The sequence below is a fragment of the Mycobacterium paraterrae genome (assembly GCF_022430545.2).
Classification (GTDB): Bacteria; Actinomycetota; Actinomycetes; order Mycobacteriales; family Mycobacteriaceae; genus Mycobacterium; species Mycobacterium paraterrae.
Genome location: NZ_CP092488.2, coordinates 1,334,920 through 1,352,914, shown reverse-complemented (window position 1 = coordinate 1,352,914; position 17,995 = coordinate 1,334,920). Strand labels below are relative to the sequence as shown.

The window sequence follows — 17,995 nt, the reverse complement described above, 5'->3', positions numbered from 1 at the left end:
CTGATCTCGCACGATGTGCAACGGAAGCAGGTAAATCATGACGGTCTTAGGCGCCGTGGTGTTCGGCGGACTTCTTGTGCTCGGGGTGCTGTGGCTGTTGGTGACTGCGCCCGACAGCGAAACCGATCCCGGGTGGGATAACCAGCTGTGGGCCGATCACGGTGACGACGCCGCCCGCGGTGGAATGCTGACCGGCGCGCGGTGACGGCTCAGCCCACCGAATAGGTCGGCTGAGACCGTCCTAAGTCGTGCTCGGAGTCGCGGCCCCCGGTGGGCGCCGCGATCAGTGTGAGCAGGGTCGCTTCGGGGCGGCAGCAGAACCGCACCGGCGCATACGGCGACGTGCCGATTCCGGCGGACACGTGCAATTGCATCTCGGCGCCCCACCGCGACGGACCTTTGGCGCGAGACCGATCCAGACCCGAGTTGGTCACCAGGGCCCCGTAAAACGGCAGGCACAGTTGTCCGCCGTGCGTGTGTCCGGCCATCACCAGCTGATAGCCGTCGGCGGCGAACCGGTCCAGCACCCGCGGTTCCGGCGAGTGGGTCAGCCCCAGCCGGAGGTTGGCGGCCGGGCTGGACGGGCCCGCGATGGCGTCATAGCGGTCGCGGGCGATGTGCGGGTCGTCGACGCCGGCCGCGGCGACGAGCAGGCCCGCCACCTCGAACTCGCGGCGGGTGTGTGTCATATCGAGCCAACCGCGTTCGGTGAACGCTGCCCGCAGGTCCTGCCAGGGCAACGGTTGTCCATGGACGCGATGACCAGGGTTGGTCAGGTAGTTCATCGGGTTCTTCGGCCGTGGGCCGAAGTAGTCGTTGCTGCCGAACACGAAGACGCCCGGCACCGACAGCAGATCCCCCAGGCTCTGGACGACGGCTGGCACCGCCCGCGGGTGCGCCAGATTGTCACCGGTGTTGACGACGAGGTCGGGCTCCAGGCCGGCCAGCTCCCGCAGCCACGCTTGCTTGCGGCGCTGGCCGGGACGCATGTGCAGGTCGCTGATGTGTAGCACCCGCAGCGGCGAGGAACCCGGGTCGAGCACCGGGATGGTCAACTCGCGCAATACGAACGCGTTGCGCTCGATCAGCGAGGCGTAGCCGAGTCCGGCGGCGGCCGACCCCAGCGCGACGGCGCCGACATTCCTGAAAGCGAGAGCCGATGACATGCGAGCCAGCGTACTGCGGGTAGCTGAATGTTGGCGGCGCACACACCAGCGGCGCCGCTAGGGAGGCGGCGGGGCCAGGATCGGAATTGTGATGGGCGGCAGGCCCGGAATCTCGATCACCTGCGATCCCACCGGCGCGGGCGGTGCCCCGTCGGGCGGCGGGGGCGGTGGCGGTGGGATGCCGTTGCTGGTCTGGATGGTGACGACCGCGCCCGGGATTGTCTGCCCGTTGGGTGTGGTGCCGACGACCTCGCCGTACTTGGCGCTGCTGTTCACCGAGACCGGTTGCTCGGCGACCTGGAAACCGGATTCCTTCAGCCGCTGCCGCGCGGCGTCCAGGTCGAGTCCGGCCACGCTCGGTACCCGGGATCCCGGTCCGCCTTCGACGTACTCGGGATCGGTGGGCGGCAACTTGACGTCACCGAACATGGTGGCGATCGGCTTCATTGCGGTGAACCAGGTGCGTGCCGGCTCGTTACCACCGTAGAGATTGCCGTCTCCGCAGCGTCGCAATGGCGACGAGCACAAGTCCGACGGCGAGGTCGAGTCGTCGTAGATGTAGTTGGCGGCGGCGTACTGATTGGTGAAGCCGACGAAGCCGGACGACCGGTGCGCCTCGGTGGTGCCGGTCTTTCCGGACACCGGCAGGTTCCAGCCCGCCGCCCCGGCCGATCCGGCCGCGGTGCCACCACCGACGGCATCCTTGCTCATGGCGTTGGCCAGCGTGTTGGCCAGGCCTTCGGGCACCACCTGGTCACACGCCTCGGTGGTGACGGACACCTGGTTGCCGTTGCGGTCGATCAGCTTGTCGATCGGGTTCGGCGGGCACCACGTACCGCCGGAGGCCAGCGTCGCCGCGACATTGGACAGCTCCAGCGCGTTGAGTTCGAACGGGCCGAGCGTGAACGAGCCGATGTTCTGCCGCTTGATGAAGTCGGCCAGGCTTTCGTTGCTCTCCGGGTCGTAGTTGCGCGCGGTGCCCGGCTCGGCGTAGGAGCGCAGACCGAGCTTGACCGCCATGTCGACCGCGCGCGGCACCCCGACCAGCTGGATCAGCCGGGCGAACGCGGTGTTGGGCGAGGTCGCCAGCGCGTCGGTGACACTCATCGACCCGCGGTAGTTGCCGGCGTTGACCACACACCAGGTTTCCTTCGGGCAACCCTTCGCGCCGCCGTTGCCCATGCCCTTGGTCTGGAACCGGCCCGGCACTTCGAGCTGGGTGTTGATGCCCATGCCCATCTGCATCGCCGCGGCGGTGGTGAAGATCTTGAAGATGGACCCCGCGCCGTCGCCGACGAGGGAGAACGGCTGCGGGCGCATCGTCTCACCGGCCTCGGTGTTCAGCCCGTAGGTCCGGTTGCTGGCCATCGCCACGACCTTGTGCGAGTTCTTGCCCGGCCGGATGACGCTCATCACGCTGGCGATGCCCTCCAGCTTTGGGCTGGCGAACTGGTCGATGGCGTGTTTGACCGGTTCCTGCACATCGGGGTCGAGGTTGGTGCGGATCAGGTACCCGCCGCGAGCGAGCTGTTCCTTGCTGATGCCGGCACGCGACAGGTAGGCCTGCACGTAGTCGCAGAAGAAGGCACGATCCCCGGCCGCGATACAGCCTCGCGGTAATTCGTTGGGCTGCGGCAGGATTCCCAGCGGCTCGGCCTTGGCGGCGCGGATTGCGTCAGCCTCATTCGGGACATTTTGAATCATGGTGTCCAGCACCAAGTTTCGCCGTGCTAGCGCGCCATCCGGATTGGTGTAAGGGTTGAGTGCGCTGGTCGACTGGACCATGCCGGCCAGCAACGCTGCCTGCTGCCAGTTCAGCTCCGAGGCGTTGATGCCGAAATACGTCTGCGCGGCGTCCTGGACGCCAAATGCGTTGTTGCCGAACGACACCAGGTTCAGGTAGCGGGTCAGAATCTCCGGCTTGGAAAACGTCTTGTCCAGGGTGAGCGCCATCCGGATCTCACGCAGCTTGCGCGCCGGAGTGGTCTCGATGGCGGCGCGCTTTTCGGCATCGCTTTGAGCAATCACCAGCAGTTGGTAGTTCTTGACGTACTGCTGCTCGAGCGTGGAGCCACCCCGGGTGTCGGCATCGCCGGAGGCGTAGCCGGCCAGACCGGTCAGCGTGCCCTTCCAGTCGACACCGTTGTGCTCGGCGAACCGCTTGTCCTCGATGGAGACGATGGCGAGCTTCATGGTGTTGGCGATCTTGTCGCTGGGCACCTCGAACCGGCGCTGCGAGTACAGCCATGCAATGGTGTTGCCCTTGGCGTCGACCATCGTCGTCACCGCGGGCACCTGGCCCTCCAGGAGTTGCGCCGATGCGTTGCCGACGACCTCGGACGCGCGGTTCGACATCAGGCCGATTCCACCGGCTAGCGGGAACAGCAGCGCAGCGACGATGACGCTGGCGAGTAGGCAACACCCGGCGAGCTTGGCGATGGTGACCGCAGTCGCGGGCCGCTCCGACATGGCTACTACACTAGCGGCGCCGCGAGCGAGGTTTCCGCGAGCGTCCGGTGAACTGGAATTCCCCCGGCGCCGCGCCTCAGGTAGTTTTCAGCCGCAGCTCAGGACGCTATCACGCGGTTTCTCAGCGGCCTCCGGGCACCCGTTCATGATCGGACTGCACGGTCGTCCCAAAAAAGCGTCTCCAGAATGTTGCGTAATTGGTACCTGACCACGTAGCTTATCCACACAATGAGATACAGGTAACACCGAGCGCGGCAGTGTGGCATAGATCGCATTAGGGGTTACCGGTGGCAAGAGCGAAGGGGAATCGCTGGTGTCAGCTATAAGGACCGCGCCGCGTAAGACAAACGCGGTAGCACCGACAACCGCCGTTCTGTACGGGGCGGAGGCGGAGTCGAGAATCACTTGGGTTTCCAAGGCGCTATGCCGGGCCGCTGATCCTGACGAGCTCTTTGTGCGGGGGGCTGCACAACGCAAGGCCGCTGTCATCTGCCGGCACTGCCCGGTGATGCTGGAATGCGGTGCTGACGCGTTGGACAACCGCGTGGAGTTCGGAGTCTGGGGCGGAATGACCGAACGTCAGCGTCGCGCGCTGCTCAAGCAGCACCCCGAAGTGGTGTCCTGGGCCGAGTTCTTCAACACCCAGCGCAAACACCGCAGCGTCGGCTAGACCGAGGGCGAGCTCGCCGTCATCTGATCAGCGATGGCGCGCAGCGCATCCAGGTCCGAGACGTCGAACGGTAGCGACGGGACCCCCACGATTGAGACGTGGGGGTTCGCGCCGGTAAAGCGGGACAGCAGACGGATTTCCCGCTTGGACGTCGCCGCACGATCGGCGTGGATCTGCAGTACGGCCTTGGTCAACGCGTTGGCGCCGTCGCTTTCGATGGTCTCGGCGCCGTCGATGGCCCGCTCGACCGGCAGCGCGCACAGCATCGGATGGGTCCGGTTGAGGATCAGCCCGGCCAGCGGCATCTTCTCCTCCGACAGCCGATCTACGAAGAACGAGGCCTCGCGCAGCGCGTCCGGCGCCGCGGCCGACACCACGACGAACTGCGTGCCGCGTCTCTTCAGCAACGAGTACGTCCGATCCGCCTTCTCGCGAAAGCCGCCGAAGGTGGCGTCCAAAGATTGGACGAAACTGGCCGCGTCCGAAAGCATCTGCGAACCCAGAACCGTCGACAGCGCCTTCATCGCAAGGCCAACCGCGCCGGTCACCAGCCGGCCGATGCCGCGGCCCGGTCCCAGCAACAGCTTCCACAACCGGCTGTCCATGAAGCTGCCCAGCCGTTTGGGTGCGTCGAGAAAATCCAGCGCGTTGCGCGAAGGCGGGGTGTCGACCACGACCAGATCCCAGCGGTCCTCGGCCAGCAGCTGGCCGAGCTTTTCCATCGCCATGTACTCCTGCGTGCCGGCCAGCGACGTGGCGACCGTTTGGTAGAACTGGTTGTCCAGAATCGCCTGCGCGCGATCAGGCCCGGAGTACTGCACCACCATCTCGTCGAAGGTGCGCCGCATGTCGAGCATCATCGCGTAGAGCTGACCGGGCACCTCGGCATCGAGTGGCACCCGCTGCGGGGTGTTCCCGAGGTCGCTGATGCCCAGCGCTTGGGCCAGTCGCTTGGCCGGGTCGATTGTCAGCACCACGACCGTGCGCCCGTATTCAGCCGCGCGTAACGCCATGGCCGCCGCGGTGGTGGTCTTGCCGACCCCGCCCGCGCCGCAGCACACCACGACGCGGTTGGAGGTGTCGGACAGAATGCCGGCGATATCCAGTAACGGAGGTGTAGTGCTCATCGAACTCCCTGCTGCGCAAGCGATTCCGACAGCTCGTACAAGCTGCCGAGGTCAACGCCGTCGGCGATGGTCGGCAGCTCGAGACGGGGCACTTCGAGCTCGTCGAGCTGCTCCGCAGTCGACGCCCGCGCGATGATCCGGGTGGCGTGCTGAATGGTCTCGGTCAACAAGCCGGCGAAGTCGTCGTCACTGAGCTTGATGCCGGCGGCCGCCAAACCTGCCCGCACCGACTCGGCGTCGACGTCACCGGCGGCGGCCTTGGCGAGATCGTCGGGCCGCAAATAGGTCGGGATGTTGCGGTTGACGATGACGGACCCGATCGGCAGGTTCAGCCCCTGGAGTTCGTCGATCGCCTCCTTCGTCTCCTGCATCGGCAGCGCTTCCAGCAGCGTGACGAGGTGGATCGCGGTCTGGTCGGAGTGCAGGATTTTCACCACGCCTTCGGCTTGGGAGTACACCGGGCCACCCTTGGCGAGGTCGGAGACCGCGCGAGTGACGTCCAGGAAGCGCGCGATCCGACCAGTGGGCGGCGCGTCGACGACGATCGCGTCGTAGACCGGGGTCTTGTCCTTCTGGACGCGGATCACGGCTTCCTTGATTTTGCCGGTGAGCAGCACGTCCCGCAGGCCCGGGGCGATCGTCGTCGCGAACTCGATCGCGCCGATCCGCCGCATCGCCTTCCCGGCGAGGCCCAGGTTGTAGAACATGTCGAGGTATTCCAGGAATGCGGCCTCGATGTCGATCGCCAGCGCGTTCACTTGGCCGCCTTGCTCGGCGCTCGCGATCTTGAGCTCTTTGTATGGCAGCGGCGGCACGTCGAAGAGCTGCGCAATGCCTTGCCGCCCTTCGACTTCGACGAGCAACACCTTGCGTCCGCCAGCGGCCAGCGTGAGCGCCAGCGCCGCGGCGACGGTCGATTTGCCGGTGCCGCCCTTGCCGGTCACGAAGTGCAGACGGGCCTTTGACAATCGCGATGGCCAGCCGACTTTGCTGGCGCCGCTAGGTGTGGTCCCCACCCCTGCATGCTAACCATCGTTGGCCCGACTCCTCCTCACGCCGCCTTGCGGCGTGCATCGTCGTCGGGCGCCATCGTTTACCCGACTCCTCCTCACGCCGCCTTGCGGCGTGCATCGTCGTCGGGTGCCGGCTCACCGAAATCCGCTGCCGATAAGCTCGCGACATGAGCCAACCCACCACCTGGGAATACGCAACCGTCCCGCTGTTGACCCACGCCACCAAGCAGATCCTCGACCAGTGGGGAGCCGACGGCTGGGAGCTGGTGTCCGTGCTGCCCGGCCCCACCGGCGAGCAACACGTCGCATACCTGAAACGCCCCAAGTGACCGCGACGACCCGGCTCGAGGAGCTCGGCGTCGAGTTGCCGGTCGTCGTGCAGCCGTTGGGGTCGTACGTGCCGGCGGTGCAAACCGGCAACGTCGTCTACACCTCCGGCCAACTGCCGATGCAGGGCGGCAAGCTGGTCCACGCTGGCAAGGTAGGCATTGATGTCACGCCCGAGCAGGGCAAGGAACTGGCCCGTCTCTGTGCGCTCAACGCGTTGGCGGCGATCGATTCGCTGGTCGGGATCGACTCGGTGGTCAAGGTCGTCAAGGTGGTCGGATTCGTCGCGTCCGCAGCAGGATTCAACGGTCAGCCAGGCGTCGTCAACGGCGCGTCAGATCTGCTGGCCGAGGTCTTCGGCGAGGCTGGCGTACACGCCCGCTCGGCGGTCGGCGTCGCCGAACTGCCGCTGGACGCCCCGGTCGAGGTCGAGCTGGTGGTCGAGGTCGGGTAGCTGCCATGCCTGAGGCTCTGCAGCACCCCGCCTACGGACAACTGCGTCCGGTCACCGCTACCGCGTCGGTGCTGCTGGCCAACAATCCGGGCAAGATGACGCTGGACGGCACGAATACCTGGGTGCTGCGGGCGCCCGGCAGCGACGAGGTCGTCGTCGTCGATCCCGGACCCGACGACGACGAACACATCGCGGCCGTCGCCGCTGCCGGCCGCATCGCGCTGGTGTTGATCAGCCACCGGCACGGTGACCACACCGACGCCATCGACAAGCTGGTCGACCGGACCGGGGCACCCGTGCGCTCGGCGGGCAGCGGATTCCTGCGCGGGTTGTCGCGCGAGCTCGTCGATGGCGAGGTGATCGATGCCGCGGGACTGCGAATCACGGTGTGGGCCACGCCTGGTCATACCGCAGACTCGCTGTCCTTCGTCCTCGACGACGCGGTGCTGACCGCGGACACCGTGCTGGGCCGCGGCACGACCGTCATCGACAACGAGGACGGCAGCCTGGCCGATTACCTGGATTCGCTGCAGCGGCTACGCGGTCTGGGCGGGCGAACGGTACTGCCCGGCCACGGCCCCGACCTGCCCGACATAGCAGCCGTTGCCGAGGGCTACCTCGCACACCGCGAACAGCGGCTCGACCAGATCCGGTCGGCGCTGCGCGAACTCGGCGACGAGGCGACCACACGGCAGGTCGTCGAGCACGTCTACGTCGACGTCGACGAGGAGCTGTGGGACGTCGCGGAGTGGTCGGTGGAGGCTCAGTTGGACTACTTGCGGCGCTAGCGAACGCCGCGAGACGGAAGCCAGGGTCGTGCCCGGGCGCCAAACCGCAGCCATGGCTTCTGTTTGGCGGCAAGGGGGCGTAGCGCTAGCGGGCGCGCCTGGCCAATCGTTCGGAGTCTGAGATCAGCACGCTCTTGCCCTCCAAGCGGATCCAGCCGCGGTGGGCGAAGTCGGCCAGCGCCTTGTTCACCGTCTCGCGAGAGGCGCCGACGAGCTGGGCGATCTCTTCCTGCGTCAGGTCGTGGGTGACCCGCATCGCGCCGCCCTCCTGGGTGCCGAATCGCTGCGCCAACTGCAGCAGCTGCTTGGCCACGCGCCCGGGGACGTCGGTGAAGATCAGGTCGGCGAGGTTGTTGTTCGTGCGACGCAACCGGCGAGCCAACACCCTCAGCAACTGCTCGGCGATCTCGGGTCGGTCGGCGATCCAGGCGCGCAGCGCGTCGCGGTCCATCGACACCGCGCGTACCTCGGTAATGGTGGTCGCGCTGGAGGTACGGGGACCGGGGTCGAAGATCGACAGCTCGCCGAACATGTCGGACGGGCCCATGATCGTCAGCAGGTTCTCCCGCCCGTCCGGCGAACGCCGGCCGATCTTCACCTTCCCGGAGATGATGATGTAGAGCCGGTCGCCGGGCTCACCCTCGGCGAAAACCGTGTGTCCGCGTGGGAAGTCGACGGGTTGCAGCTGCTTGGTCAGCGCGGCGACGGCGCTCGGTTCCACCCCCTGGAAGATTCCGGCGCGCGCCAGGATCTCGTCCACGTTTCCCCTTCGGCTATTGAAGAAAAATGTTCAGTCGGCACGGCTGTGCATGCCGAGTCTAAAAGGTTGGCCTTTGGCTAGACGTGCCAACGCTACACACGATTGGCATGCCGAGGCGGTGCAAATTGCCGATTCGACTGCGAATGCTGATGCCGTTGGCGGGCTATAGCCGGTTGGTCAGCCGCCGACGCGACGGCTGCCAGTAGTAAAGGATCGGTGGGCGGCTCATCACGGCTGGGCAAATAAGGCGCCTCGCCGGCGGCCCGGGCCATCCGGCGGTGCAAACAGTCCAGCGCCTCGGGCATTCCTTCCCGGGCCAATGTGCGCACATCTGCCGGCTCGGCCTGCTTGAGAAATTCGGCGACATCAGTTGCGGTAACTGTGTCTTTCTCCAAGCCCGCTTCAAGCCGTTCAAGCCCGAAAGTTGCCAGCATTAGCAACCCCGGGGTGAATGCAACTAGCAACCAGGACACAAGCAGCAAGTAAACACGGCTAAGGTCTCAGCGGGATCACAAATCAGTACTGTCGTTGGGGTGACAATGGGCAAGCCAGCCAAGGCCGCCGCCAAGGTCGTCAAAAGTCCGGCGGGGCCCTCCGCGGCCGTTGCCCGGCGCTTCGCATCGGAGACTCGAACCGGCCTGGTACGTAGGGCGCGGCGGATGAATCGCAAACTGGCAGAAGCGTTTCCGGACGCGCACTGTGAACTGGACTTCACCACACCCCTGGAGTTGGCGGTGGCGACGATCCTGTCCGCGCAGAGCACCGACAAGCGGGTGAACCTGACCACCCCGGCGCTGTTCCTCCGTTACCGAACCGCGCTGGACTATGCCCAAGCCGACCGGGAAGAACTCGAAACTCTCATTCGGCCGACCGGTTTTTTTCACAATAAAGCGACGTCGTTGATTGGCCTCGGTCAAGCGTTGATGGAGCGCTTCGACGGCGAACTGCCCAATACCATGGAAGAGCTCGTGACCCTGCCGGGCGTCGGCCGCAAGACCGCGAACGTCATCCTCGGCAACGCGTTCGACGTTCCTGGAATTACCGTCGACACCCATTTCGGCCGATTGGTGCGCCGCTGGGGGTGGACCACCGAGGAAGATCCGGTCAAGGTCGAACATGCGATCGGCGGGCTGATCGAACGCAAGGAGTGGACGCTGCTCAGCCACCGCGTGATCTTCCACGGCCGCCGGGTGTGCCATGCCCGCAAGCCGGCCTGCGGTGTCTGCGTGCTGGCCAAGGACTGCCCGTCCTACGGGACCGGGCCCACCGAGCCGGAGATCGCCGCCGCGCTGGTCACGGGTCCGGAGGCCGAGCACCTCCTTGCGATGGCCGGGCTTTAAGACCTCTCGTGCCGACCACCCGAAGCGCCCGCTGGACCATGGCGGTCCTGGTCCTGGTCGCGGCGTTGGTCGTGGCTCTGGCGATGGCGCTGCGCCACACGTCGCAGCCGTCCGCCGCTCCAGCGACGGTTTCCGCCCGCGAGCACCGCGACGCCGACACCGCGGCGGCGCTTGCGGGGCCTCGGCAGCGGGCGGACCTGGCCCCGTGCCCACGTCCCGCCGGACAGCCTGGCTCGGTCGCGCTGCAGGCAGTGACGGTCGACTGCGCGGCGGACGGTTCGACAGTCCACGTCGGGCCGGCGCTGGCCGGCCACCCCGTGGTGCTCAACCTCTGGGCCTATTGGTGTGGACCGTGCGCCGCCGAACTTCCCGCGATGGCGGAGTATCAGCGTCGAATCGGCCCCGATGTGAGCGTGGTGACCGTGCACCAGGACGAGAACGAGACCGCGGCCCTGATCCGGCTGGCCGAACTCGGCGTCCACCTTCCGACGCTGCAGGATGGCGCCCGCCGAGTGGCGGCGGCGCTGCAGGTGCCGAACGTCATGCCCGCGACGGTCGTGTTGGACTCGGACGGTAGCGTTGCCAAAACGCTGCCCCGCGCTTTCGCGACCGCGGACGAGATTGCCGACGCGGTCGGGCGGCTGGATGCGCGAAGGGGGCGCCCGTGACCGGAGGCGGCAGTTCCCAGCGCCTTGACCGCGCCGGCGGGACCGATCTGTTGACACCCGAACTCGGGCCGCCCTGGCTGCGACCGCTGGTCGACAATGTCGCCGAGATCCCCGATGCCTTCAAGCGGCGGCTGCCCGCCGACGTGCTGGCCATGGTGACCGCTTCGAAGGCGCTGTCCGGCACCAAGGGACGTGACGCTGCAGTGCTGGTGCTCTTCTCCGGCCCGGCGGCGGCAGAGCCAGACGGCGCCGCACCCCATGCGCTGCCCGACGATGCCGATCTACTGCTGACCGTGCGGGCCGCGTCGCTGCGCCACCACGCCGGCCAGGCCGCCTTCCCGGGCGGCGCCGCCGACCCGGACGACGACGGACCGGTGGCTACCGCGCTGCGCGAGGCGCGCGAAGAGACCGGCATCGACACCGCCCGACTGCATCCCCTGGTCACGATGGAGCGAACGTTCATCGCTCCGTCAGGTTTTCACGTCGTCCCGGTGCTGGCGTATTCGCCGGACCCGGGGCCGGTGGCGGTGGTGGATCAGGCCGAAACCGCAATCGTGGCCCGGGTTCCCGTCCGTGCCTTCATCAATCCCGCCAACCGGCTGATGGTGTACCGCCGCACCCTCAGCCGCCGCTTCGCCGGGCCCGCGTTCCTGCTCAACGAAATGCTGGTCTGGGGTTTCACCGGTCAGGTGATTTCCGCGATGCTGGACGTTGCCGGCTGGGCTGAGCCCTGGGACGCCGGCGACATTCGCGAGCTCGACGAGGCGATGGCGCGCGTCGGCGACCCGATCGTGCGCCGCAATAGCGGCGCATATGAGGAGGAGCGACGCAAATGACTCTGGTCGGCGACGAGAAAGATGCTGGATGAGCCCCTCACAGTGGTTGGACATCGCGGTGCTGGCGGTCGCGTTCATCGCGGCGGTCTCGGGGTGGCGTTCGGGTGCGCTCGGGTCGGTGCTGTCGTTCGTGGGCGTGTTGCTCGGGGCGATCGCCGGTGTCCTGTTGGCCCCGCACCTGGTTGCGCACGTCGCCGCGCCTCGGGCTAAGTTGTTCGCCGCGCTGTTTCTGATCCTGGCGCTGGTGGTCGTGGGCGAGGTCGCCGGTGTGGTGCTGGGCCGCGCGGTGCGCGGCGCGATCCACAGCACCTCGGTCCGGTTCCTCGACTCGTTGGTCGGCGTGGCGGTTCAGCTGGTGGTGGTGCTGGTGGCGGCGTGGTTGCTGGCGACCCCGTTGACGTCGTCCGCGGGACAGCCGAGTCTCGCTGCGGCAGTGCGTGGTTCACGGGTGCTCGGCGAAGTCAACGACTACGCGCCGGAGTGGCTCAAGACCGTGCCCAAGCGGCTGTCGGCCCTGCTGGACACCTCGGGCCTGCCGCAGGTGCTCGAGCCGTTCAGTCGGACACCGGTGGTGGCGGTGGCGGCTCCCGATTCGGCGCTGGCCAAAAACCCCGTGGTCGCGAGCACCGAGCCGAGCGTGGTGAAGATCCGTGCGATCGCGCCGAGCTGCTCGAAAGTGTTGGAGGGCAGTGGTTTTGTGCTCTCACCTGACCGCGTGATGACCAATGCGCACGTCGTCGCCGGATCGAACAACGTCACGGTCGAGGCGAGCGGCAACCCGTACGACGCGACCGTGGTGTCCTACGACCCGACCGTCGACATCGCCATTCTTTCGGTACCGCACCTGCCGGCTGGGCCGCTGTCCTTCGCCAGCGCCCCGGTGACCTCGGGCACCGAAGGCATCGTGATGGGTTACCCGGGTGGCGGCGGATTCATGGCGACGCCGGCCAGGGTTCGGGAGCTGATCGAGCTGAATGGACCTGACATTTACCGCAAGGCGACCATCAACCGCGAGGTTTACACCGTCAGAGCCAATGTGGAACAAGGCAATTCGGGTGGGCCGTTGATCAACCTCGACGGGCAGGTGATCGGTGTCGTATTCGGTGCGGCGGTCGACGACAACGACACCGGTTTCGTGCTGACGGCCAAAGAAGTGGCGGCACAGCTGTCGCACATTGGCGACACCGCGGCGGTGCCCACCGGTGAGTGCGTCAGTTGAGCGGCGAGCGGTAAACCCGGTCGAGAAACCTCGACAGGTGACCGTTGACCTCGTCCGGCTTCTCCTCGTGACTGAAATGGCCTGCGCCCGCTACTGATACGTATCGGCCGTGGGGAGCGTAGCGCTGCGTTCGCTCCACCGGATCGGCCAGCACGTAAGGATCCTCGTCGCCGTGGACATGCAGCATCGGGATGCCGAACGGGCGGCTCATCAGCCGCATGAAGCGCCGGCCTTCTTCGCGCAATTGACTGCGCACCGCCCAGCGTTGGTATTCCAGTGCACAGTGTGCCGCGTACCGGATCTGGACGGCCTGCCGCAGGTGACCGATTGTCTTGGAAAAGTCTTCTGACGCAAGCCATTCCGCGCCTGCCCGACTGCGGACCAACTGTTCGAGCGCACTGCCGTGGTGACGGGTCAGGACGCGCTCAGGCCACATCGGCACCTGGTAGCGCAAAAGCGACGGCAGCAGTGCCCGGCCCTGGTCTCGACGGGTCAGCGCCGATCGGCGCAGCGCGGCCGGGTGCGGCGAGCTGATCACCGCGATGGCGCGCACTTGTCGCGAATGCAACACCGAGGTGGCCCAGCACACCAGCCCGCCATCGGCATGGCCGACCAGCGTCGCCGACGAGTGCCCCAGCGCGCGGATCAGTCCCGCGGTGTCACCGGCCAGGGTCCAGCCGTCATAGCCGCGCGGCGGCTTGTCGCTGCCGCCGTAGCCTCGTAGGTCTACCGCAACCACCCGGGCCCCGCTGAGGCCGCGCAACTGATGACGCCACGACCACCAGAACGAGCCGAAGCCGTGCAGCATGATCACCAGGGGCAGCGACGTCGGCGGAACGTCCAGATCGACCGGAACCGCTTCGACGACGTGGAACCGAATCCCGTTGGCGTGCACGTCCATATGACGCCACGGACCGTCGATCCGGGTGACCGACGGATCTGGTGGGGCCATCTACCAACCCGAGGGATCGGCGGGCGTACCGCCCTGGTTCAGCGCCGGCGCCGCGGGCTTGTCATGGCCCGGTGTGAACGCCGACCGGGCTTCCTTCACCGATTCGATCGTCTGCTGCGGGCCGCGGATGCGTCGCACGTTGAGGAATCCGAGTAACGCCAACACGCCGGTCGTCACCACCATGATCCCGAACACGATCAGATACGCCGCCCAGCGCCACAGCCAGTTGTCCAGCAGCTCGGCCAAGAAGAAGAAAAAGAAGAACGTCGAGTAGAACAGCACCACGAGCGCGGCAATGAAGAAGACGCTGCCGGTGAGGCCCTTCTTGACGTCGCGGGTGATTTCGGCGCGAGCCAGTTCGACCTCGGCGCGCACCAGCGTCGACATCTGCGCGGTAGCCTCTTTGACCAGCTCGCCGATCGACGGCTCGGCGGACAGAGCGTGCGGATCGGTCAGCGGAATGGTGGTCAGCGTGCCGGGAACGCCGTCAGCGCGCTGGTTGCCGTTCTTTCGATCTGACTTGCTCACAGACGGTCCTTCCGGGATGGCTCTGTCGGTCAGGGGACGCGCGGTCGGTCGCAATTCATCGTGCCACGCGGGCCCGATGCCAGACGAGGCAAGGCAGTTTGCGGATCGGCCTCGCAGGGCATTGAGAGAGCTAGAATGGCGCGACGTTCATTGAGCGTGCCCATTTTGCCGACGGGAGAAAACCGCCTTGCAGATGATGTGCCGTCGGCTGCTCGTGGGTGTGACGGCCGTGGCCGTGGCAGGCGCAATCGGCCTGCCAGGAGCCGCGTGCGCCGACGACCGCATTCCGCTCGGCGGGGGAGCCGGCATCCTCGTCAACGGCGACACCCTGTGCACGCTGACCACCATCGGCACCGATCCCAAGGGCGACCTGATCGGATTCACCTCGGCCCACTGCGGTGGCCCGGGCGCGGTGGTCGCTGCCGAGGCCGCAAAGAACCGCGGCAACGTGGGCACGATGGTGTCGGGCAACGACGCGCTCGACTACGCGGTCATTCAGTTCGATAAGGCGAAGGTGTTGCCGCAGGCCAACTTCGGCGGCTTCGCGATCAACGGCATCGGGCCCGACCCGGGGTCCGGCCAGATCGCTTGCAAGCAGGGCCGCACCACTGGCAACTCGTGCGGCGTCACCTGGGGTCCGGGCCAGGATCCCGGCACGATCCTCATGCAGGTCTGCGGGCAGCCTGGCGACTCGGGTGCCCCGGTGACCGTCAACGACCAACTGGTCGGCATGATCCATGGCGCCTTCAGCGACAACCTGCCGGTCTGCGTCATCAAGTACATACCGCTGCATACGCCGGCGGTGGTGCAGTCGATCAATGCCGACTTAGCCGACCTCGCTGCCAAGAACCGTCCTGGCGCCGGCTTCGTCCCGATCCCGGCGTAGTCACCGAGCCCGGTCTAGTTCACTGAGCAGCGCGGATCGCGTCGAACACACCCGGGTCCAGCAGCGTCGAGGTGTCGCCGAGATCGCGCTTCTCGGCGATGTCGCGCAGCAGGCGCCGCATGATCTTGCCGCTGCGGGTCTTCGGCAGCTCGGGCACCACGTGCAGTTCGCGCGGCCGGGCGATCGGTGAGATCGTCCGGGCCACCTCTGCGCGCAGCTCGTTGATGATCTCCGGGCCAGTCGTCTCGGCATGGTCGGCTTGCAGCACGACGAACGCGCAGATGGCCTGACCGGTGGTGTCGTCGGTCGCACCGACCACCGCGGCTTCGACCACGGCGGCGTGGCCGACCAAGGCCGACTCCACCTCTGCGGTGGAGATGCGGTGGCCCGACACATTCATCACGTCGTCGATGCGGCCCAGGATCCAAATGGCTCCGTCGACGTCGTAGCGGGCGCCGTCGCCGGCGAAGTACCAGCCCTGCTCGGGAAACTTCGACCAATAAGTCTCACGGAAGCGCTCGTCGTCACCCCAGATGCCGCGCAGCATGGACGGCCACGGCTGATCGAGCACGAGGTAGCCGCTGGTGTGCTCGCCCTCGTCGGAGGAGGGCGGCTCGAGCTGTTTGCCGTTGTCGTCGACGATCTTTGCCGAGATGCCCGGCAGCGGACGCATCGCCGAACCAGGTTTGGCCGCGGCGACCCCGGGCAGCGGGGAAATCATTGCGGCACCGGTCTCGGTCTGCCACCAGGTGTCCACGATAGGAACGCTGTCGCGGCCGATCACTCGTCGATACCAGCGCCACGCTTCGGGGTTGATCGGCTCGCCGACCGTGCCGAGCAGCCGCAGGCTGGACAGGTCATGCGAGTCGGGAATCTCGCGGCCCCACTTCATGAACGTCCGGATCATTGTCGGAGCGGTGTAATAGATTGTGACGCCGTACTTTTCGATGATCTGGAAATGCCGGTGCTGGTCGGGTGTATCGGGTGTGCCCTCGTAGATGATCTGCGTGACACCGTTGGACAGCGGACCGTACACGCCGTAGGTGTGGCCGGTCACCCAGCCGATGTCGGCGGTGCACCAGAACACATCGGATTCGGGCTTGATGTCGAAGATGTAGTAGTGCGTGTAGGACGCCTGCGTGAGGTATCCGCCGCTGGTGTGGACGATGCCCTTGGGCTTACCTGTGGTGCCCGAGGTGTACAGCAGGAACAGCGGGTGTTCGGCGTCGAACGCTTCGGGCTGGTGCTCCGGTGACGCCGAGTCGACGACATCGTGCCACCACACGTCGCGCCCGTCGGTCCACGGGATGTCGGCGCCGGTCCGCTTGACCACCAACACGTGCTCGACGGAGTCGGCGCCCGCCACCGCATGGTCGGCGGCTTCTTTCAGCGGGGCGGGCTTGCCGCGGCGGAATTGACCGTCAGCCGTGATCACGACCTTGGCCTTGGCGTCGTCGATGCGGGCGCCGAGGGCGGTAGCGGTGAACCCGGCGAACACCACGCTGTGCAGCACGCCGAGTCGTGCGCAGGCCAGGATCGCGACGATCGCTTCGGGGATCATCGGCAAGTAGATCGCGACACGGTCGCCAGCGACCAGGCCGAGACCGGTCAGCGCGTTGGCGGCCTTGCTCACCTCGGCGAGCAGATCGCGGTAGGTCAGGGTGCGATCGTCGCCGATCCGCTCGCCCTCCCAGTGGATGGCGACCCGGTCGCCGTTGCCGGCCTCGACGTGGCGGTCCACGCAGTTGTAGGTGACGTTCAGTTGGCCGCCTGTGAACCATTTGGCAAACGGCCGCGCCGACCAGTCCAGCACCTCCGAGAACGGGGTGGCCCACGTCAGCCGGTTGGCCTGCTCGGCCCAGAACGCCAGCCGGTCCTGTTCGGCGCGTTCGTACAGGTCATCGTGGGCATTTGCCTGCGCGACAAACTCTTTCGAGGGTGGATACGACGGTGCCTGCGTCTGCGTCTCGGTCACCCGCACGAGCCTAGCCCGGTGATGACGCGGTCGCGTAGCCGTTTCGGAACTGGGTTCGACGGCTGAGCTGACTGCAGCTATCTATGGAGCTGTTGTAGGCAATACAGCCGCGCGGGCTTCAGATAGAAGACCGCTTTGGTCGCTTCGGGGCACAGCGAGCGGTCGTAGTCACCTTCGATCCTCTTGACCACCTCTACGACCGGGAGCAATCCATCGCATGCGGATTCGACGAACACCGGGTTCTCCGACGTGCCTTCGACCGAGTAACACCGTCCCTGCTTGAGGTTCAGCATGAAACACAGCGTCGTCGATTTGTCGAAAAGTACCGCGTACTGCGAATCCTTGAGCTTGCCGTCCGGGCACGCCGCGGACCCGCCGCCTGTCGATGCCACCTCCAGCGTCGAATCCGGCGAGTCACAGCTCTGAGGGTTAGGTGACATGTTCTTCGTGCTGAGACTGGACTGCGAGACGCACTGGCCGACCTTCAGTGACGGCGGCGTATCCCGACGCTGCGGAGTCAAGTCCGCCGTTGCGCGACTTGCGATTTGGGCCAGCCCGCCGGCCAGCACGATCAGTCCTACTACGATCATCGCGGTGCTCGATCGGCTCGGCTGCGCTACCGGGTGATGCTCTGGCGGCTCGGGCGATGACGGGCCGTCCGGAGGCAGCTGCCGGACACGTGAACGCCGCCGGATCCCGGCGATCAGCAGGATCGCGCCCGCGACGGGGATTAGCGACATCGCCGCCAACTCGCCGAGGAAGTAAGCGAGGCTTGTCTCGGCAAGCTCGGTGACAATCACGCGAGGAAGTGTATTGC

At 66.6% G+C, this 17,995-nt stretch carries 19 protein-coding genes and 1 pseudogene; 10 read left to right on the top strand and 10 right to left on the bottom strand.

What is annotated here, in order from left to right; genetic code table 11:
- Window positions 1-37: 37 nt before the first annotated feature.
- Window positions 38-205 (top strand): hypothetical protein, encoded by a 168-nt coding sequence (locus MKK62_RS06475; protein ID WP_240261836.1) that lies wholly within the window; start codon window positions 38-40, stop codon window positions 203-205.
- Between the two features lie 4 nt (window positions 206-209).
- Here MKK62_RS06475 and MKK62_RS06470 read toward each other — a convergent pair whose 3' ends face one another.
- Complete coding sequence (locus MKK62_RS06470) at window positions 210-1,166, bottom strand: metallophosphoesterase (RefSeq protein ID WP_240261837.1); 957 nt, start codon at window positions 1,164-1,166, stop codon at window positions 210-212.
- A gap of 57 nt (window positions 1,167-1,223) precedes the next feature.
- On the bottom strand, window positions 1,224-3,635 hold the full coding sequence (gene ponA2, locus MKK62_RS06465; protein WP_240261838.1) for a transglycosylase/D,D-transpeptidase PonA2: 2,412 nt from the start codon (window positions 3,633-3,635) through the stop codon (window positions 1,224-1,226).
- A gap of 313 nt (window positions 3,636-3,948) precedes the next feature.
- On the opposite strand from ponA2, the gene MKK62_RS06460 reads away from it, so the two are divergent.
- Entirely contained in the window at window positions 3,949-4,305 is a 357-nt protein-coding gene (locus tag MKK62_RS06460; RefSeq protein WP_434085029.1) for a WhiB family transcriptional regulator, read from the top strand.
- Here MKK62_RS06460 and bagB read toward each other — a convergent pair.
- Together bagB and bagA are read right to left on the bottom strand one after the other, a co-directional pair.
- The gene (gene bagB, locus MKK62_RS06455) at window positions 4,302-5,432 is read right to left on the bottom strand and encodes an ATPase BagB (RefSeq protein WP_240261839.1); all 1,131 of its coding nucleotides are present in this window, start codon (window positions 5,430-5,432) and stop codon (window positions 4,302-4,304) included. The genes MKK62_RS06460 and bagB overlap by 4 nt on opposite strands.
- On the bottom strand, window positions 5,429-6,448 hold the full coding sequence (bagA, locus tag MKK62_RS06450) for an ATPase BagA (RefSeq protein ID WP_240261840.1): 1,020 nt from the start codon (window positions 6,446-6,448) through the stop codon (window positions 5,429-5,431). Before bagA ends, bagB begins: the two co-directional genes overlap by 4 nt.
- A 164-nt stretch (window positions 6,449-6,612) precedes the next feature.
- On the opposite strand from bagA, the gene sp36 reads away from it, so the two are divergent.
- Genes sp36 through MKK62_RS06435 form a run of 3 tightly spaced genes read left to right on the top strand, consistent with a single transcriptional unit; the run spans window position 6,613 to window position 8,014 of the window.
- Window positions 6,613-6,774, top strand: a complete 162-nt coding sequence (gene sp36, locus MKK62_RS06445) for a Sp36 family protein (protein ID WP_156751501.1) — start codon at window positions 6,613-6,615, stop codon at window positions 6,772-6,774.
- Window positions 6,771-7,226, top strand: a complete 456-nt coding sequence (locus MKK62_RS06440) for a RidA family protein (protein WP_240261841.1) — start codon at window positions 6,771-6,773, stop codon at window positions 7,224-7,226. Before sp36 ends, MKK62_RS06440 begins: the two co-directional genes overlap by 4 nt.
- Window positions 7,227-7,231: 5 nt before the next feature.
- Window positions 7,232-8,014, top strand: a complete 783-nt coding sequence (locus MKK62_RS06435; protein ID WP_240261842.1) for an MBL fold metallo-hydrolase — start codon at window positions 7,232-7,234, stop codon at window positions 8,012-8,014.
- An 85-nt stretch (window positions 8,015-8,099) separates the two neighbouring features.
- Here MKK62_RS06435 and crp read toward each other — a convergent pair whose 3' ends face one another.
- Entirely contained in the window at window positions 8,100-8,774 is a 675-nt protein-coding gene (crp, locus tag MKK62_RS06430; protein ID WP_023368605.1) for a cAMP-activated global transcriptional regulator CRP, read from the bottom strand.
- A 92-nt stretch (window positions 8,775-8,866) separates the two neighbouring features.
- On the bottom strand, window positions 8,867-9,208 hold the full coding sequence (locus MKK62_RS06425; protein WP_240261843.1) for a hypothetical protein: 342 nt from the start codon (window positions 9,206-9,208) through the stop codon (window positions 8,867-8,869).
- A gap of 225 nt (window positions 9,209-9,433) precedes the next feature.
- On the opposite strand from MKK62_RS06425, the gene nth reads away from it, so the two are divergent.
- The 4 genes from nth to marP are packed head-to-tail and all read left to right on the top strand — an operon-like array spanning window position 9,434 to window position 12,837.
- Window positions 9,434-10,114 carry an endonuclease III gene (gene nth / locus MKK62_RS06420; protein WP_240263796.1) on the top strand — a complete coding sequence of 227 codons (681 nt, stop codon included), beginning with the start codon at window positions 9,434-9,436 and terminating at the stop codon, window positions 10,112-10,114.
- A 38-nt stretch (window positions 10,115-10,152) separates the two neighbouring features.
- Complete coding sequence (locus MKK62_RS06415; RefSeq protein ID WP_240263797.1) at window positions 10,153-10,782, top strand: TlpA family protein disulfide reductase; 630 nt, start codon at window positions 10,153-10,155, stop codon at window positions 10,780-10,782.
- The gene (locus MKK62_RS06410; RefSeq protein ID WP_240261844.1) at window positions 10,779-11,618 is read left to right on the top strand and encodes an NUDIX hydrolase; all 840 of its coding nucleotides are present in this window, start codon (window positions 10,779-10,781) and stop codon (window positions 11,616-11,618) included. The genes MKK62_RS06415 and MKK62_RS06410 overlap by 4 nt, the downstream gene beginning before the upstream one ends.
- A 28-nt stretch (window positions 11,619-11,646) precedes the next feature.
- Entirely contained in the window at window positions 11,647-12,837 is a 1,191-nt protein-coding gene (marP, locus tag MKK62_RS06405) for an acid resistance serine protease MarP (RefSeq protein WP_240261845.1), read from the top strand.
- Here the strand turns inward: marP and MKK62_RS06400 are convergent.
- Window positions 12,830-13,789, bottom strand: a complete 960-nt coding sequence (locus MKK62_RS06400; RefSeq protein ID WP_240261846.1) for an alpha/beta fold hydrolase — start codon at window positions 13,787-13,789, stop codon at window positions 12,830-12,832. The two genes, marP and MKK62_RS06400, sit on opposite strands and share 8 nt — an antisense overlap.
- The gene (locus tag MKK62_RS06395) at window positions 13,790-14,317 is read right to left on the bottom strand and encodes a phage holin family protein (protein ID WP_240261847.1); all 528 of its coding nucleotides are present in this window, start codon (window positions 14,315-14,317) and stop codon (window positions 13,790-13,792) included.
- Between the two features lie 265 nt (window positions 14,318-14,582).
- On the opposite strand from MKK62_RS06395, the pseudogene MKK62_RS06390 reads away from it, so the two are divergent.
- Window positions 14,583-15,203 (top strand): annotated as a pseudogene (locus MKK62_RS06390) (chymotrypsin family serine protease); the annotation flags it as partial.
- A 19-nt stretch (window positions 15,204-15,222) separates the two neighbouring features.
- Here MKK62_RS06390 and acs read toward each other — a convergent pair.
- Both acs and MKK62_RS06380 read right to left on the bottom strand, forming a co-directional pair.
- On the bottom strand, window positions 15,223-17,178 hold the full coding sequence (acs, locus tag MKK62_RS06385) for an acetate--CoA ligase (RefSeq protein WP_240261848.1): 1,956 nt from the start codon (window positions 17,176-17,178) through the stop codon (window positions 15,223-15,225).
- A gap of 77 nt (window positions 17,179-17,255) precedes the next feature.
- Window positions 17,256-17,978 carry an LppU/SCO3897 family protein gene (locus MKK62_RS06380; RefSeq protein WP_240261849.1) on the bottom strand — a complete coding sequence of 241 codons (723 nt, stop codon included), beginning with the start codon at window positions 17,976-17,978 and terminating at the stop codon, window positions 17,256-17,258.
- Window positions 17,979-17,995 lie beyond the last annotated feature (17 nt).

Coding starts and splice junctions, on each gene's coding strand:
- bagB (WP_240261839.1), bottom strand. CDS start 5,432: ATGAGCACTACACCTCCGTTACTGGATATCGCCGGCATTCTGTCCGAC.
- marP (WP_240261845.1), top strand. CDS start 11,647: ATGAGCCCCTCACAGTGGTTGGACATCGCGGTGCTGGCGGTCGCGTTC.
- sp36 (WP_156751501.1), top strand. CDS start 6,613: ATGAGCCAACCCACCACCTGGGAATACGCAACCGTCCCGCTGTTGACC.
- MKK62_RS06475 (WP_240261836.1), top strand. CDS start 38: ATGACGGTCTTAGGCGCCGTGGTGTTCGGCGGACTTCTTGTGCTCGGG.
- MKK62_RS06425 (WP_240261843.1), bottom strand. CDS start 9,208: ATGCTGGCAACTTTCGGGCTTGAACGGCTTGAAGCGGGCTTGGAGAAA.
- MKK62_RS06435 (WP_240261842.1), top strand. CDS start 7,232: ATGCCTGAGGCTCTGCAGCACCCCGCCTACGGACAACTGCGTCCGGTC.
- ponA2 (WP_240261838.1), bottom strand. CDS start 3,635: ATGTCGGAGCGGCCCGCGACTGCGGTCACCATCGCCAAGCTCGCCGGG.
- MKK62_RS06470 (WP_240261837.1), bottom strand. CDS start 1,166: ATGTCATCGGCTCTCGCTTTCAGGAATGTCGGCGCCGTCGCGCTGGGG.
- MKK62_RS06400 (WP_240261846.1), bottom strand. CDS start 13,789: ATGGCCCCACCAGATCCGTCGGTCACCCGGATCGACGGTCCGTGGCGT.
- nth (WP_240263796.1), top strand. CDS start 9,434: ATGAATCGCAAACTGGCAGAAGCGTTTCCGGACGCGCACTGTGAACTG.
- MKK62_RS06415 (WP_240263797.1), top strand. CDS start 10,153: ATGGCGGTCCTGGTCCTGGTCGCGGCGTTGGTCGTGGCTCTGGCGATG.